The organism is Rhizobium ruizarguesonis, from assembly GCF_017357285.1.
Taxonomy (GTDB): Bacteria; Pseudomonadota; Alphaproteobacteria; order Rhizobiales; family Rhizobiaceae; genus Rhizobium; species Rhizobium ruizarguesonis.
Genome location: NZ_CP071678.1, coordinates 4,482,860 through 4,498,155, shown reverse-complemented (window position 1 = coordinate 4,498,155; position 15,296 = coordinate 4,482,860). Strand labels below are relative to the sequence as shown.

The 15,296-nt window shown below is 60.1% G+C and carries 13 protein-coding genes; 8 read left to right on the top strand and 5 right to left on the bottom strand.

Annotated elements, in window-relative coordinates:
- Positions 1-6 precede the first annotated feature (6 nt).
- The 4 genes from nrdI to J3P73_RS22020 all read left to right on the top strand — a co-directional run bounded on the left by nrdI (position 7) and on the right by J3P73_RS22020 (position 5,103).
- Complete coding sequence (nrdI, locus tag J3P73_RS22035) at positions 7-411, top strand: class Ib ribonucleoside-diphosphate reductase assembly flavoprotein NrdI (protein WP_018495572.1); 405 nt, start codon at positions 7-9, stop codon at positions 409-411.
- Complete coding sequence (gene nrdE, locus J3P73_RS22030) at positions 390-2,594, top strand: class 1b ribonucleoside-diphosphate reductase subunit alpha (protein WP_130692803.1); 2,205 nt, start codon at positions 390-392, stop codon at positions 2,592-2,594. The genes nrdI and nrdE overlap by 22 nt, the downstream gene beginning before the upstream one ends.
- 197 nt (positions 2,595-2,791) lie before the next feature.
- Complete coding sequence (nrdF, locus tag J3P73_RS22025; protein ID WP_130692801.1) at positions 2,792-3,766, top strand: class 1b ribonucleoside-diphosphate reductase subunit beta; 975 nt, start codon at positions 2,792-2,794, stop codon at positions 3,764-3,766.
- Positions 3,767-3,870: 104 nt separating this feature from the next.
- The gene (locus J3P73_RS22020; RefSeq protein WP_130675811.1) at positions 3,871-5,103 is read left to right on the top strand and encodes an adenylate/guanylate cyclase domain-containing protein; all 1,233 of its coding nucleotides are present in this window, start codon (positions 3,871-3,873) and stop codon (positions 5,101-5,103) included.
- A gap of 18 nt (positions 5,104-5,121) precedes the next feature.
- Here J3P73_RS22020 and queE read toward each other — a convergent pair whose 3' ends face one another.
- From queE to J3P73_RS22000, 4 genes are all read right to left on the bottom strand, one after another.
- A complete protein-coding gene (gene queE, locus J3P73_RS22015; RefSeq protein ID WP_130675810.1) occupies positions 5,122-5,850 on the bottom strand; it encodes a 7-carboxy-7-deazaguanine synthase QueE in 729 nt (242 codons plus the stop codon).
- Entirely contained in the window at positions 5,847-6,203 is a 357-nt protein-coding gene (queD, locus tag J3P73_RS22010; protein WP_130692799.1) for a 6-carboxytetrahydropterin synthase QueD, read from the bottom strand. Before queD ends, queE begins: the two co-directional genes overlap by 4 nt.
- Positions 6,203-6,913: a 7-cyano-7-deazaguanine synthase QueC gene (gene queC, locus J3P73_RS22005; protein WP_130675808.1), complete on the bottom strand. Its 711-nt coding sequence runs from the start codon at positions 6,911-6,913 to the stop codon at positions 6,203-6,205. The genes queD and queC overlap by 1 nt, the downstream gene beginning before the upstream one ends.
- 179 nt (positions 6,914-7,092) lie before the next feature.
- The gene (locus J3P73_RS22000; protein WP_130675807.1) at positions 7,093-8,145 is read right to left on the bottom strand and encodes a LacI family DNA-binding transcriptional regulator; all 1,053 of its coding nucleotides are present in this window, start codon (positions 8,143-8,145) and stop codon (positions 7,093-7,095) included.
- A 307-nt stretch (positions 8,146-8,452) separates the two neighbouring features.
- Between J3P73_RS22000 and J3P73_RS21995 the strand changes: the two genes are divergently transcribed.
- The 4 genes from J3P73_RS21995 (at position 8,453) to J3P73_RS21980 (ending at position 12,816) form a co-directional block, all read left to right on the top strand.
- Positions 8,453-9,712 (top strand): ABC transporter substrate-binding protein, encoded by a 1,260-nt coding sequence (locus J3P73_RS21995; protein ID WP_011653647.1) that lies wholly within the window; start codon positions 8,453-8,455, stop codon positions 9,710-9,712.
- An 87-nt stretch (positions 9,713-9,799) separates the two neighbouring features.
- On the top strand, positions 9,800-10,753 hold the full coding sequence (locus J3P73_RS21990; protein WP_130655225.1) for a carbohydrate ABC transporter permease: 954 nt from the start codon (positions 9,800-9,802) through the stop codon (positions 10,751-10,753).
- Positions 10,750-11,697 carry a carbohydrate ABC transporter permease gene (locus J3P73_RS21985; RefSeq protein ID WP_207579703.1) on the top strand — a complete coding sequence of 316 codons (948 nt, stop codon included), beginning with the start codon at positions 10,750-10,752 and terminating at the stop codon, positions 11,695-11,697. The genes J3P73_RS21990 and J3P73_RS21985 overlap by 4 nt, the downstream gene beginning before the upstream one ends.
- Before the next feature lie 3 nt (positions 11,698-11,700).
- Entirely contained in the window at positions 11,701-12,816 is a 1,116-nt protein-coding gene (locus J3P73_RS21980; protein WP_130706594.1) for an ABC transporter ATP-binding protein, read from the top strand.
- 109 nt (positions 12,817-12,925) lie between these two features.
- Here the strand turns inward: J3P73_RS21980 and J3P73_RS21975 are convergent, their stop codons facing one another.
- Positions 12,926-15,169, bottom strand: coding sequence for a glycoside hydrolase family 2 protein (locus J3P73_RS21975; protein ID WP_207579702.1), 2,244 nt, complete (start codon positions 15,167-15,169; stop codon positions 12,926-12,928).
- Between the last annotated feature and the right edge of the window lie 127 nt (positions 15,170-15,296).

Genomic DNA, 15,296 nt, shown 5'->3' with positions numbered 1-15,296 from the left:
AAGGCGATGGGCCTGATCGTCTATTATTCCAGCCGGTCCGAGAACACCCATCGGTTCGTCGCCAAGCTCGGACTGCGCGCGGCGCGCATTCCGTCAAGTGGCGCGGACGCGTTCCATATCCGCGAACCCTTCGTGCTGATCGTGCCGACCTATAGCGGCGACGGCGGCAAGGATGCCGTTCCCAAGCAGGTGATCCGTTTCCTCAACGATACGGAAAATCGAGGACACATCCGCGGCGTGATTGCCGCGGGCAACAGCAATTTCGGCGAAACATACGGGCTCGCCGGCGACGTGATCTCAAGGAAGTGCCAGGTGCCTTACCTCTACAGGTTCGAACTGCTGGGCACAGAAGCGGATGTCGCCAACGTCAAACACGGAATGGAACGGTTTTGGACACGGGAACAACTCTGACGCGGGATGCGGGCGCAAAACCGCATAACACTTTTGCTCATCCCGCCGGCGAACGCCCTTTGAAAGCGGCGGAAACGCTCGACTACCACGCGCTGAATGCGATGCTGAACCTCTATGACGATCAGGGGCGGATCCAGCTCGACAAGGATCGAATGGCGGCCAAGCAGTATTTCCTGCAGCATGTGAACCAGAACACGGTGTTCTTTCACAATCTCCGGGAAAAGCTCGATTACCTCGTGACCGAGGGCTATTACGAGCAGGAGGTTCTCGACCAGTATTCCTTCAATTTCGTGCGGGATCTGTTCGACCAGGCCTATGCCAAGAAGTTCCGTTTCCCGACCTTCCTCGGCGCCTTCAAATATTACACCAGCTATACGCTGAAGACCTTCGACGGAAAGCGCTATCTCGAGCGCTATGAGGACCGCATCTGCATGGTGGCGCTGGCCTTGGCGCGCGGCGACGAGACCCTTGCCCGCGACATGGTCGACGAGATCATTTCCGGCCGCTTCCAGCCGGCGACGCCGACCTTCCTCAATGCCGGCAAGAAGCAGCGCGGCGAACTGGTTTCCTGCTTTCTGCTGCGCGTCGAAGACAATATGGAATCGATCGGCCGGTCGATCAATTCGGCGCTGCAATTGTCGAAGCGCGGCGGCGGCGTGGCGCTGTCGCTGACGAATATCCGCGAGGCGGGCGCGCCGATCAAGCATATCGAGAACCAATCGTCGGGCATCATCCCTGTCATGAAGCTGCTCGAAGACAGTTTCTCCTATGCCAACCAGCTCGGCGCACGGCAGGGCGCGGGGGCCGTCTATCTCAATGCCCACCACCCCGATATCATGCGCTTCCTCGATACCAAGCGCGAAAATGCCGACGAGAAGATCCGCATCAAGACGCTTTCGCTCGGCGTCGTCGTGCCCGACATCACCTTCGAACTCGCGAGGAACAACGAGGACATGTACCTGTTCTCGCCCTATGACGTGGAGCGCGTCTATGGCGTGCCCTTCACCGAGATTTCGGTGACGGAAAAGTACCGCGAGATGGCGGACGAAGCCCGCATCTCCAAGAAGAAGATCAAGGCGCGCGAATTCTTCCAGGTGCTTGCCGAAATCCAGTTCGAGAGCGGCTATCCCTACATCATGTTCGAGGACACAGTGAACCGGACGAACCCGATCGCCGGGCGCATCTCGATGAGCAATCTCTGCTCGGAGATCCTGCAGGTGAGCGAGGCGAGCGAATATAATGACGACCTCTCCTACAAGCATCTCGGCAAGGACATTTCCTGCAATCTCGGCTCGCTGAATATCGCGGCGGCAATGGATTCGGCCGATTTCGGCAAGACGATCGAAACCTCGATCCGGGCGCTGACGGCTGTTTCCGACATGAGCCACATCTCTTCGGTTCCCTCGATCGAGAAGGGCAATGACGAGAGCCATGCGATCGGCCTCGGCCAGATGAACCTGCACGGTTATCTCGCCCGCGAACGCATCTTCTACGGCTCCGAGGAAGGCGTCGATTTCACCAATATCTATTTCTATACGGTGACCTATCACGCAATCCGCGCCTCGAACCTGCTGGCGGTCGAGCGGGGCCAGAGCTTCAAGGGCTTCGAGGACTCGAAATATGCCTCCGGCGAATATTTCGACAAATATGCGGAGCAGCGCTGGGAGCCGGCGACGGAGACGGTGAGGGCGCTGTTCGAGACGTCAGGCATTCACATTCCGACGCAGGAAGACTGGGCCGCGTTGAAGAAGGCGGTGATGGCCTCCGGCCTCTATAACCAGAACCTGCAGGCGGTGCCGCCGACAGGCTCGATCTCCTATATCAACCACTCGACCTCCTCGATCCATCCGATCGTCTCGAAGATCGAGATCCGCAAGGAAGGCAAGATCGGCCGCGTCTATTATCCGGCGCCATTCATGACCAACGACAATCTCGATTATTATCAGGATGCCTATGAAATCGGGCCGGAGAAGATCATCGACACCTATGCGGCGGCGACCCAGCATGTCGACCAAGGCCTGTCGCTGACCTTGTTCTTCCGCGACACGGCAACGACGCGCGACATCAACAAGGCGCAGATCCATGCCTGGAAGAAGGGCATCAAGACGATCTACTACATCCGCCTTCGCCAGATGGCGCTGTCCGGCACCGAGGTGCAGGGCTGCGTATCCTGCACGCTGTGATTTGATATTTCGCTCCGGAGCATTTGCCCCTCACCCTAACCCTCTTCCCGTTCTGACGGGGAGAGGGGACTTGCCACACGAACCGGCAATAAAAGACGGAAAAGGGTGCGGCATATCCCCTTCGCCCCGCTGGCGGGGAGAGGTGCCGGCAGGCGGATGAGGGGCGCCCAGACATATTCCTCAAGAGGGACCACCTAATGAACATGCAAATCAAACCCGCTTCCCGCGTGCGCGCCGTCAACTGGAACCGCATCGAGGACGATAAGGATCTCGAAGTCTGGAACCGGCTCACCGGCAACTTCTGGCTGCCGGAAAAGGTGCCGCTTTCCAACGACATTCCCTCCTGGGCAACGCTGACGGCGGCCGAACAGCAGCTGACCGTCCGCGTCTTCACCGGATTGACGCTGCTCGACACGATCCAGAACGGCGTCGGTTCCATCCGGCTGATGGAGGATGCGGCTACGCCGCATGAGGAGGCGGTGCTTTCCAACGTCTCCTTCATGGAGGCGGTGCATGCGCGCTCCTATTCGTCGATCTTCTCGACGCTGTGCTCGACGCCCGATGTCGACGACGCCTATCGCTGGTCGGAGGAGAACGAATTCCTGCAGCGGAAATCGACGCTGATCATGGAGCAGTATCGCTCCGGTGATCCGTTGAAGAAAAAGGTTGCGAGCGTTTTCCTCGAAAGCTTCCTGTTCTATTCCGGCTTCTACCTGCCGATGTACTGGTCGAGCCGCGCCAAGCTGACCAACACGGCCGACATGATCCGGCTGATCATCCGCGACGAAGCGGTGCACGGCTATTATATCGGTTACAAGTTCCAGCGCGGGCTGGAACGCCTCGGCGACGAGCGGAAGCAGGAGATCAAGGATTTCGCCTTCGAGCTGCTGCTCGAACTCTATGACAACGAGGCGAAATATACCGAAGCGCTCTATGACGGCGTCGGACTGACCGAGGACGTCAAGAAATTCCTGCATTACAATGCCAACAAGGCGCTGATGAACCTCGGCTATGAGGCGCTGTTCCCGGCTGAGGCCTGCAAGGTCAATCCGGCGATCCTGTCGGCGCTTTCGCCGAATGCCGACGAGAACCACGACTTCTTCTCCGGCTCCGGTTCCTCCTATGTCATCGGCAAGGCGGTGGCGACCGAGGATGAGGACTGGGATTTCTGAGGCTTGATCGCCGTCTGCCTCTTATCATTTGCTCTCTCATCGCCCACATTCAGCGGAAACTAAATTCTATCCTCGCCGATGATGTGGCGTAGCGGGAGTTTTTGATGTCGTCTTTTTTGAACAAGGCCGGGGCTGCCGTTGAAGCGGGCGAAGGCGTCTGGCCGATCCGCAGAAGACGGATTCTCGACTGGCTGGTGAACGAGACGCGCGGCGAGCGGTTCATCGACAATATCCTGGTGGAAATGTGCGAGAAGCTGCTGGCGGCAGGGGTGCCGGTGGCGCGGGTGACATTGCATTTCAGGACGAACCATCCGCAATGGATCGGCGCCCGCATCCTCTGGAAGGAAGGCCTGGCAGAGGCGAAGATCAACACTTTCGCCTATGGTGTCGAAAATACGCCGGAGTTCCTGAAGAGCCCCGTCAACGCGATCCATCAGGGATCGGAGGAGGTGCGTAGACAGCTGGAAGGCACAGCCGAAGGCGACGAGGATTCATTCTATCAGGAACTGCGCGATGACGGCCTCACAGAGTATATCGCGTGGCCCCTCGAGCATACTTTCGGCAAACGGCATGTCGCGACATTTTCGACCAGCCGGCCGGGCGGTTTTACGAGCGAGCATGTCGATTTCCTGCGTGATCTGCTGCCGGCCCTGACGCTCGTCAGCGAAATCCGGCTGAAGAACATCATGGCGCGCACGCTGCTGCAGACCTATGTCGGACCGCATGCGAGCGAACAGATCCTGTCGGGCGTCACGACGCGCGGCAGCGGCGCGACCGTTGGGGCGGCAATCATGATCTGCGACCTGCGCGACTTTACGGCGATCTCCGATCTCTGGCCGCGTGACGATGTCATCCATCTGCTCAACGATTACTTCGACGCCATGTCCGACCCGATCGAACGGTATGGCGGAGAGATCCTGAAGTTCATGGGCGACGGATTGCTGGCGATCTTCCCTCTGAGCAAGGACACGGCCTGTCACGATCTGCTGCAGGCGATCCGCGAAGGGCAGGCGTTGATGGCGCAATTGAACCAGCAATATGCGGGCAACGGACGCGAACCGCTGCGCTACGGCGTCGGGGTGCATGTCGGTGACGTCATGTACGGCAATATCGGCTCGCGCCGGCGGTTGGATTTCACCGTCATCGGCCCGGCGGTCAATGTCGCCTCGCGACTGGAAACCCTGACCAAGGAGGTCAAGCGTCCGGTGCTCTTGTCGCGGGCCTTTGTCGAAATGGCGGGCTGCGCGAAGGACATGGATAGTCTCGGCACCTTCCCGCTGCGCGGGCTTGGAGAGCCCGTCGATGTTTTCGCCTTTCCGGAGCACGTCGCTGCATAATTTTCAGCGCAGGCGGGCTCATACGCCTCGTTTGTTTCCCCAGAGCAGCACGTGCAATTGCGGTAGTACGCGGACTTCAAACCATTGGTCGGCCGTCACTCTTTCGACAAGCCAGTGCATCCGATCCATCACGCCGTCGATATCAATGCGTGCGTTATCGTCATCGAGCGGCGGCGGCGTATGATTGCCGGGCTGAAGGAACAACGGAATTTGGGGATAGCGCTGACCCGCGCGCTGGGCGAATTGGTAGTCGGTATCGTCGAAGACAACAATCTTCAATGCGACCTCCGGTCCGCCGGCGGCCAGTTGAAGACAGTGATCCACCTGATCCCAATCCGTCAGCATTCCGCTTGATGGCGGTTTGGGGCTGATGACCAGGGTGTCGAGATCGCGAAACCAGGCCTGGGCTACGCTTCCCTGTGTTTCCAGGGCAAAGCGGTATCCTTGCGAATGGCCAAGCTCGATAAGCGGCCTTAAGGGCTGTATCGCCGGATTGCCTCCGGAAAGGGAAACCGTCAGTGGCTTTCCCCCAGAGAGTTCCGTGACCTTATGCCAGACCGCCTCAGTGGACATGGGAATCCATTGATCCCGGAACGCGCTGTCGACCGCGTGAAGACTGTCGCACCAGGAACATCGATAGTCACAGCCGCCTGTCCTCACGAACACCGTCGGCAGCCCGATCAAGGCACCTTCACCCTGTATGGTCGGGCCAAAGATCTCGCTGACGCGAATGGTTCCGACGCTCACGGCCTGTACTCCGCCCATGTTTTAGGCGTCTCGCTGACGCGAACAGATGAGGTCTCCGGAAAGCGCGGCTTGCACCAGTCGTAAAAGTGCCTTGCCAGGAACTCCGACGTGACTTTCGAGTGGCCGAAGACGTCGTTCAGGTGACGATGATCGAGAGCTTCATCGATATAGCGCTTGAGCGGCGAGAGGTCGTGATAGTCACGGACGAAGCCATCATCATTCAGGTTTTCCGCAGCCAGTTCGACGACGACGACGTAGTTGTGACCGTGGAGCCGAGCACATTGATGGTCGGCAGGCAGGTGATCCAATTGATGGGAGGCGGAGAGATGAAACTCCTTGGTGATGCGGTACATCAACGCACCTCCGTGGCCGAGTATCGCGAGATCGCCGATCTCCAGAAATCCCGGTCTTCGTACTCCGTGGGATCGGGGACGCCGGCAAGATGGAAAGCTTCACGGCGTTCCACACAGGTTCCGCAGCGCCCACAGTGGAGCTCGCCGCCTTTGTAGCAGGACCAGGTCTCCGAGAACGGCGTGCCGTGTTTTTCGCCGTCAACCACGATCGCCGCTTTGGAAACGTCGACATAGGGTGCAAGCAGTTTCACGCTGGCATAACCTTCCAGCGCTTCGTTCTGCATGCGCTGGAAAGCATCGATGAAGCCCGGACGGCAGTCCGGATAAATGAAGTGGTCGCCGCCATGCACGGCGACGGCGACGGCATCTGCTTTTTGCGCCGCAGCCAAACCGAACGCGATTGCCAGCATGATGGCGTTGCGGTTGGGCACGACGGTGGCTTTCATGGTCTCCTCGGCGTAGTGGCCATCCGGAACCTCGACATTGTCAGTCAGGGCCGATCCGCTGAGATGGCCGCCGATGCTGGCGATGTCGATGATATGATGGGGAACGGAGAGCCGTGAGGCACATCTGGCGGCGAAGTCGAGTTCCTTGCGATGCCGTTGGCCGTAATCGAAGGAGACGAGACCGATAAGCTGTTTTTCCGTTGCTACCTTATGGGCAAGCGAAACGGAGTCCAGTCCGCCGGAGCAGACGACGATGGTTTTCATATGTTGGATCCCTTGTTTTGACCGGGTGGGCTGCGACCGGATTGCGCGGTGCTTCTAGGACAAATCACGCGGCATGGAAACAGTTTTGAAGCGTGAGCGTCATTAAGGGATGAGATGACGTTGATTTCACGGCGGTTTTCATGGCTTCGGGGTGCTAACGCCTCCCATAGCCGAGTGGCCTAACCGACCGGAAAGTTGATCTGCGGCGGCAGCAGAAGCTGCAGCTCCTCGGCATCCGGATTGTTGATACGCTGCAGCAGCATGCGTCCCAGATCCTCGCCGGCCGCCGTCAGGTCCTCGTGGATCGTGTCGACCTTCGGCTGCAGCTGGGTGAGAAGGCGGGACGTCTCCTTGGCGACGATATCGTAATCGACCGCCAGTATGCGGCCGGCATCGCTCATGCCGCTGATGACGGCGAGCGCCGAAACTTCGCCGGGGCAGATAAAGCCATCAGGAGCATCCGGGGCATCAGCGCGGCTGCGGATGAAGTCGCGCAGCACGTCTGCCGGTGTATCGAGATCGACTGCCTCGGGGATTTCATAGGCGATGCCGGCCTCCCGCACCGCCGTCATGAAGCCGTGCAGGATATGCTGGCAGAAGGTCAGCCGTTTTGGCGGCAGGATCACCATTACCTTTTTGCGGCCCTTAGCGATCAGCCGGCGCGTCGCCTCATAGGCAAAGGTGAAATTGTCGTAGTCGACATAGGGGTGCGGCGTCGAAAATTCGGTGCGGCCATGACAGATGAAGGGAAAGCCGGTTTCGAGCAGCAGGCGGACGCGGGCATCGAGCGGTTCGGTGCGCGTGAAGATCAGCCCGTCGGCGAGGTGGTTGCGGATGATGTATTCGGCGGCCTCGATATCGGTCGTCGACAGGAAGTTCGGGGCGACGACAAGATGGTAGGAGGTCTCTTTCAGCGCCTTGGCGATGCCGTACATGATCGAGGTGCTGAAACCGACCACTTCCTCATGCGAATCGAGCAGGATGGCGATGACGTTGGTGCGGCCGGTCTTCAGGCGCTGCGCGGCCCGGTCAGGGAGATAGCCGATTTCGCGGGCGATGCGATGCACCCGTTGGCGGGTCTCGAGCGAAATCTGCGGCGCATCGGAAAGCGCCCGTGACACCGTCGTCACCGCAAGGCCGGCGATCGTGGCGATCGTTCGCAAGGTAGGCTTGCCGCGCTTATGCGTGATATCGAGATTTTCGCCGCGTTGCGGCCGGGACGGTTCGGTCACCCTTGGCTTTCCATGCTGGAATTGCCGATACCATAACACGATGAATCGGGCGCGCAATCGATGAATGGAAACGTTTTAAATTTTAGCGTTTTGTTAGTCATGGATTAAATATGAGTTATATTCAGTAGCTTAGTGAAATAGCCATATTTTTCTCGGGTGTCGAGAAAGGGCTTGACGACCAAAGATTTATAACGTTTTAAATTAGCAACCGTGCGGAGGAGCGCGGCGGTATGCTGACTGCTGCAATGGCGGGAAGCATCGGGCGGCAGGGAGGTCCCGCCGCCGATTTGCAAATGGGAGGAAATTCATGAACAAGTTTTTGAGCTCGGCAGCTGTTGCTGTCGTGATGATGGCTGGCCTCAGTGCTGCCCACGCCGCCGACGTCAAGGAAGTACAAATGCTGCACTGGTGGACGTCAGGCGGTGAGGCGGCTGCGCTGAACGTCTTGAAGCAGGATCTTTCGAAGGAAGGTTTTGCCTGGAAGGACGTTCCGGTTGCCGGCGGTGGCGGCGATGCGGCGATGACGGCGCTGAAGGCGATGGTTGCGGCCGGCACCTATCCGACAGCCTCGCAGATGCTCGGTTATACCGTGCTCGATTATGCCCAGGCCGGCGTCATGGGCGATCTGACCGAGACGGCGAAGAAGGAAGGTTGGGACAAGTCGGTTCCGGCAGCCCTGCAGAAGTTCTCGGTCTATGACGGCAAGTGGGTTGCAGCTCCCGTCAACGTCCACTCGGTCAACTGGCTGTGGATCAACAAGGCTGTGATGGACAAGATCGGCGGCACCCAGCCGAAGACCTTCGACGAGCTGATCGCACTGCTCGACAAGGCCAAGGCCGCCGGCGTCATCCCGCTGGCGCTTGGCGGCCAGAATTGGCAGGAGGCGACGATGTTTGATTCCATCGTGCTGTCGACCGGAGGGCCTGAGTTCTACAAGAAGGCCTTCAACGACCTCGACGAGGAATCGCTGAAGTCCGACACGATGAAGAAGTCGTTCGATAACCTCGCCACGATCATCAAATATGTCGACCCGAACTTCTCGGGCCGCGACTGGAACCTGGCAACCGCCATGGTCATCAAGGGTGACGCGCTGGTGCAGGTGATGGGCGACTGGGCCAAGGGCGAATTCGTCGCCGCCAAGAAGACGCCGGACACAGACTTCCTGTGCTACCGCTTCCCGGGCACCGACGGCAGCGTCGTCTACAACTCCGACATGTTCGGCATGTTCAACGTTCCAGACGACCGCAAGGCGGCCCAGGTGGCGCTGGCGACGGCAACGCTGTCGAAGAGCTTCCAGTCGGCCTTCAACGTCGTCAAGGGTTCGGTGCCGGCTCGTACCGACGTTCCCGATACCGACTTCGACGCCTGCGGCAAGAAGGGCATCGCCGACCTGAAGGCAGCCAATGAAGGCGGCACGCTGTTCGGCTCGCTGGCGCAAGGCTACGGCGCTCCTCCGGCGATCGCCAACGCCTACAAGGATGTCGTCTCGAAGTTCGTCCACGGCCAGATCAAGACCTCCGACGAAGCCGTCAAGCAGCTCGTCCAGGCGATCGACGACGCCCGCTGATATCCACTGTCGACCTAATAAGCTTCCCCGCATCATCGCGGGGAAGTTTCAGACTCCGCGATGTCATGCGGAGAGGAGATCAATTCCATGAGCACAGCTGCGACCACCGATAGCGTTGCGACATCCAAGCCGACGGCGAGAGTTTCGCCCCGGGCCTGGCTGCAGGATGCCCTGCCGAAGATCGTGCTGGCGCCGAGCTTCGTCATCACCATCATCTTCGTCTACGGCTTCATCGTCTGGACGGCCTATCTGTCGTTTACCAATTCCAAGACCTTTCCCTCCTATGCGCTGACCGGAGCACGCGCCTATCAGCGGCTGTGGCGCTGGACCTTCGAGAGCGATCCGCCGTCTTCCTGGTACACCTCGATCACCAATATGGCGATCTTCGGCTTCCTCTATATCGGCATCTGCCTGGCACTCGGTCTCTTCCTCGCCATCCTGCTCGACCAGAAGATCCGCGGCGAGGGGCTGCTGAGGCCGATCTTCCTCTATCCGATGGCGCTGTCCTTCATCGTGACAGGTGTCGCCTGGAAATGGTTCCTCGATCCCGGCCTCGGGCTGGAACAGACGCTGCACCACTTCGGCTGGACGAGCTTCCACTTCGACTGGATCAAGAACAAGGACTTCGTCATCTACACCGTCGTCATCGCCGGCGTCTGGCAGGCGTCAGGCTTCGTCATGGCAATGTTCCTGGCGGGACTGCGCGGCATCGACGGCGAGATCATGAAGGCGGCCCAGATCGACGGCGCCTCGCCATTCCAGCTCTATCGGCGCATCGTCATCCCGCTGCTGCGGCCGATCTTTCTGTCCGCCTTCATCGTGCTCGCCCATATGGCGATCAAGTCCTATGACCTGGTGGTGGCGCTGACCTCGGGCGGCCCCGGCGGCTCGGCCTGGCTGCCGTCCAACTTCATGTATGAATACACCTTCAAGCGCAACGAAATGGCCGTCGGCTCGGCCAGCGCCATCATCATGCTGATGACGATCTCGGCAATCATCGTTCCCTATCTCTATTCCGAACTGAAGGAGAAGGCGCGATGAGCACGATCATCTCACCGACAGCCGGCAGGGCGCAGAACAGCACCAACACCCGCTGGATCGGCCGTGTCATCATCTACGGCCTGCTGCTGATCTTTGCCGTCCTCTATCTGATGCCGCTCTTCGTCATGCTCACGACCTCGTTCAAGACGATGGACGAGATCCAGAACGGCAACATGCTGGCGCTGCCGCAAGCGCCGACCTTCGATCCCTGGATCAAGGCCTGGGGCGAGACCTGCGTCGGGCTGACCTGCGCCGGCATCAAGGGTTACTTCTGGAACTCGATCAAGATGGTCGTGCCGGCTGTGGCGATCTCCACCATCATGGGGGCGCTGAATGGCTATGTGCTGACCAAATGGCGCTTTCCCGGCCACACGCTGGTGTTCGGGCTGATGCTGTTTGCCTGCTTCATCCCGTTCCAGTCGGTGCTGTTGCCGATGGCAACGATCCTCGGCTCGCTCGGCCGCTTCGGCATGACGCTGCAGAATGCCACGGGCTGGAACTTCGGCTTCGGCAATCCGACGGTCAATCTGGTCTTCGTGCATGTCGTCTATGGCCTCGGCTTTACGACGCTGTTCTTCCGCAATTTCTACGAGGCCTTTCCGACCGAACTGGTCCGGGCCGCCCAGGTCGATGGCGCCAGCTTCTTCCAGATCTTCCGCCGCATCATGCTGCCGAACTCGCTGCCGATCATCGTCGTCACCGTCATCTACCAGTTCACCAATATCTGGAACGACTTCCTGTTTGCCTCGGCTTACGCCGGCACCGGTGAATCCATGCCGATGACGGTGGCGCTGAACAACGTCGTCAACACCTCGACCGGGGTGGTCGAATACAATGTCAACATGGCGGCTGCGATGATCGCCGCCGTGCCGACGCTCATCGTCTATATCCTCGCCGGCCGCTACTTCGTGCGCGGTCTGATGGCGGGCGCTGTCAAAGGGTAATCCATGGCCTTCCTCGAAATCTCCGGTCTCAAAAAGCGCTTCGGCGCCGTCGACATTCTCAAGGGGATCGACCTCGAACTCGAAAAGGGCGGCTTTCTCGTGCTGGTCGGCCCGTCCGGCTGCGGCAAGTCCACCCTGCTCAACACCATTGCCGGGCTGGAGACGATCACGTCAGGCGATATCAAGATCGACGGGCGCGACATCAGTGGTCTGCATCCCTCCAAGCGCGACATCGCCATGGTGTTCCAGTCCTACGCGCTCTATCCGAACATGACGGTGGCGGGCAACATCGCCTTCGGGATGGAGATCCGCGGCGTGCCGAAGGAGGAGCGTGCCAAGGCGATCGCCCAAGTCTCCGACATGCTGCAGATCGGCCATCTGCTCGACCGCAAGCCGAGCCAGCTCTCCGGCGGCCAGCGCCAGCGTGTCGCCATGGGAAGGGCGCTGGTGCGCAATCCGCAGGTCTTCCTGTTCGACGAGCCGCTCTCCAATCTCGATGCCAAGCTGCGCGTCGACATGCGCACCGAGATCAAGCGGCTGCATCAGCGCATGGGCACCACCTTCGTCTATGTCACCCATGACCAGATCGAGGCGATGACGCTGGCGACCAAGATCGCCGTGCTGAAGGACGGCGTGCTGCAGCAGTTCGGCACGCCGGCCGAGATCTATAACAGCCCCTCCAACATCTTCGTCGCCGACTTCATGGGATCGCCGGCGATGAACCTGCTCAACGCCACCGTCGAAAACGGCGCTGGCGGCCTCGAAGTCTCGCTGGAGCGGCCGAATGCCGCCCCGCTGAAGCTCCCCGTCATCTCAGGCAATGACGGCCTGACCGCCTATACCGGCAGACAGGTGATCTTCGGCATCCGCCCGGAGGCGCTGACCGATCCCGATGGCGCCGACCGCAAGGCACGCTCGCTGACCGAGGGCGACTGCCTGATCGAGGTGGTGGAACCGGCCGGCTCCGACACCTTCGCCGTCACCAAGCTCGGCGGCAAATCCGTCGTCGCCCGCCTGCGCGCCGATACCGGCATCGCTCCAGGACAAAACACCCGCCTCGCCTTCAATCTCGACAAGGCCGTGTTCTTCGATCCCAATAGCCAGCTCAGGATTGGGTGAGGGCCATTAGAGCGCCGCGCGCCTAACAAGACGCGCTAAGGACGCTCTAACACTTTGAGTTGGCGCATAATCCTTTCCGAAAATCGATTTCGATTTTCTGGGTTATGCGCTAGCCGGCCGTCACGCCCACCTTCACCGGGGGAAAACGCGAGGAGACCGCTTCGACGGTGATCTCGCCGGTGAACCCTGTCGCCTCCAGCCAGAAGCCGGCGGTGCCGCCCTGCAGCGGCACATTGGTCGGGCCGACGATCCTTGCCGGGCCGTGCACCTTCAGCGAAATGCTGTCGTTCATGAAGGGCAGGCGCTGGCCGCGCTGGTCGAGGGCGCGGATGATGACGCGTGTGCTGTCGCGTTCACGGGCTTTCAACGTCGAGCTATCGGCAACCACTTCCAGGGTCGTCGGCAATGGATCGGCCACCAGCGTCAGACTGGCCACCGGCTCGCCGCCGATATAGCCGGTGAAAGTGCCGTCGATCCATTCGAGACCCCAGGTGCCGAGCTCATCGGCGGTGAAGTGCCGATGGTCGAGCACGACGGGCGGATGCGGCAGATGCGGGTAATTTTCGCGATCCGGACCGATGCGCTTGCTGAGCGAGCCATATTGCAGCTCCACCTCGTCGCAGTTGGTCAGGATGATCAGCGGCAGCACGCCGCCGATATTGCGTTCGCCGCGCGCCCAGAAGGTCACCGGCTTCATGACGATCTCCTCGGAAGGGTCGCACTGGCTGATATAGGCATAGGCCGCGAATTTCGGCTCGCGGAACATGTCCATCACACCGTGATAGCAGATGCGGTCGCCGGAGCCGAAATCCTTGTGGGTGTTGTAATCGAACATGCACCAGCCGATGGCGCCGGAGATATCAGGATCGCCATAGGCGGCATTCAGCACTTCCAGGTGACGGCGCACATGCTCGGCCTGACGCTGCTCCTGGTCATAGATCTTCGTCGGGTGCATGTGGCCGTTGAACTCGGTGATGAGGTACGGCACCTTGTGGGACAGTCCGGTATTTTCCTGCTGGGCGCGCAGCGCGGTGCGCGGGCGATTGGCGCCCGGCAATTCCTCGTTGCCGAGGATGAAGTCGTTCATCGTATAGACGTCTTCGAGCAGCTCGCTCTCGGTGAGATAACGCACGCCGCCGGTCTGGCGGGTGCTGTCGAGTTCGCGGGCGAGCCGGTTGGTCTCGGCGTAGAAATCGTGATTATCCTGCGAGCCGTTGATGCGCACGCCCCAGATGATGATCGAGGGGTGGTTCCAGTCGCGCTCGATCATGCGGCGGACGTTTTCGATCGATTCCCGCTGCCAGTCGGCATCGCCGATATGCTGCCAGCCCGGGATCTCTTCGAAGACCAGCAGGCCGATCGTGTCGCATCGGTCGAGGAACCATTTCGACTGCGGATAATGCGAGGTGCGGACGATATTGCACTTCAGCACCGTCTTCATGATGTCGGCGTCGCGCTCCTGGGCGGAACGGCTGGCGGCATAACCGACATAGGGGAAGGCCTGGTGGCGGTTGAGGCCGCGCAGCTTCACTGGCTTGCCGTTGAGAAGGAAACCTTCCGGCGTGAATTCGGCGGTGCGGAAGCCGAACCGGGTGGAAATACGGTCGGAGCCGTGTTCGGTCCTGAGCTCGACGGTGACGTCATAGAGCGTGGGATCGGTGATGTCCCAGAGGGCAATGCCGGTGAGGCCGCCAAAGGAGAGCGTGGTTCGGCTGCCGATCGTTTCGGTCGCGGCAGTGGCGACCACCGTGCCGTCAGCCTGTTTCAGCGTGGCGGTGACGGTCGCCGAGAAGCTGCGGCCCTCGGGATTGGCGATGTCGACGCGGATGGTTGCCGATTTCTCCGGGCGAAGAACGTCTGTGGTTTCGATCTTGAGATTGCGGATCGAGACCGGGTCGGTGACCTTCAGCCAGACGTCGCGGTAGATGCCGGCATAGGTCAGATAATCGATGCGGCCGCCGAAAGGCGGAATGTCAGGGTTCTCGCTGCCGTCGATCTTGACGGTGACGAGGTTCTCGCCCTTGACGAGCTTGCCGGTGAGGCGGGCCTCGAAGGGCGTGTAGCCGTCCTTATGGGCAATGATTTCTTCGCCGTTCAGATAGACGACGCTGTCGGCCATGGCGGCGTCGAAGACGAGCGAAACCTCGCGGCCCTCGAATTCCGGCAGCCAGCGCAGCACCTTCTGATAGGTGAAGGCGCGCTGATAGCTGGTCTCGTCGAAATAGCTGAAGGGCAGTTCGACGGCGGTATGCGGCAGGCTGACCGACTTGGCGGCATCGAAAGCTTCGAGCAAACGCTGGCCGAAGCCCTCATGGAAACTCCAGCCTTCGTTGAAGGAAACGACGGAACGCATTTCAGGCTCTCCAGGTTACGACATCAGGGACATTGCGGCGCCTCTCGGCGCGTGAAAATCTGGTCATCGGTATTCCTCCTGGACGCAATGGATGAGCGAGCCGCTAAAATACGTCACAGCGAATTCG

Excerpts from the sequence above, each read along its gene's own strand:
- nrdI (WP_018495572.1), top strand. The coding sequence starts at position 7 with ATGGGCCTGATCGTCTATTATTCCAGCCGGTCCGAGAACACCCATCGG.
- nrdF (WP_130692801.1), top strand. The coding sequence starts at position 2,792 with ATGAACATGCAAATCAAACCCGCTTCCCGCGTGCGCGCCGTCAACTGG.
- J3P73_RS22020 (WP_130675811.1), top strand. The coding sequence starts at position 3,871 with ATGTCGTCTTTTTTGAACAAGGCCGGGGCTGCCGTTGAAGCGGGCGAA.
- queD (WP_130692799.1), bottom strand. The coding sequence starts at position 6,203 with ATGTACCGCATCACCAAGGAGTTTCATCTCTCCGCCTCCCATCAATTG.
- queC (WP_130675808.1), bottom strand. The coding sequence starts at position 6,913 with ATGAAAACCATCGTCGTCTGCTCCGGCGGACTGGACTCCGTTTCGCTT.
- J3P73_RS21995 (WP_011653647.1), top strand. The coding sequence starts at position 8,453 with ATGAACAAGTTTTTGAGCTCGGCAGCTGTTGCTGTCGTGATGATGGCT.
- J3P73_RS21990 (WP_130655225.1), top strand. The coding sequence starts at position 9,800 with ATGAGCACAGCTGCGACCACCGATAGCGTTGCGACATCCAAGCCGACG.
- J3P73_RS21985 (WP_207579703.1), top strand. The coding sequence starts at position 10,750 with ATGAGCACGATCATCTCACCGACAGCCGGCAGGGCGCAGAACAGCACC.
- J3P73_RS21980 (WP_130706594.1), top strand. The coding sequence starts at position 11,701 with ATGGCCTTCCTCGAAATCTCCGGTCTCAAAAAGCGCTTCGGCGCCGTC.
- J3P73_RS21975 (WP_207579702.1), bottom strand. The coding sequence starts at position 15,169 with ATGCGTTCCGTCGTTTCCTTCAACGAAGGCTGGAGTTTCCATGAGGGC.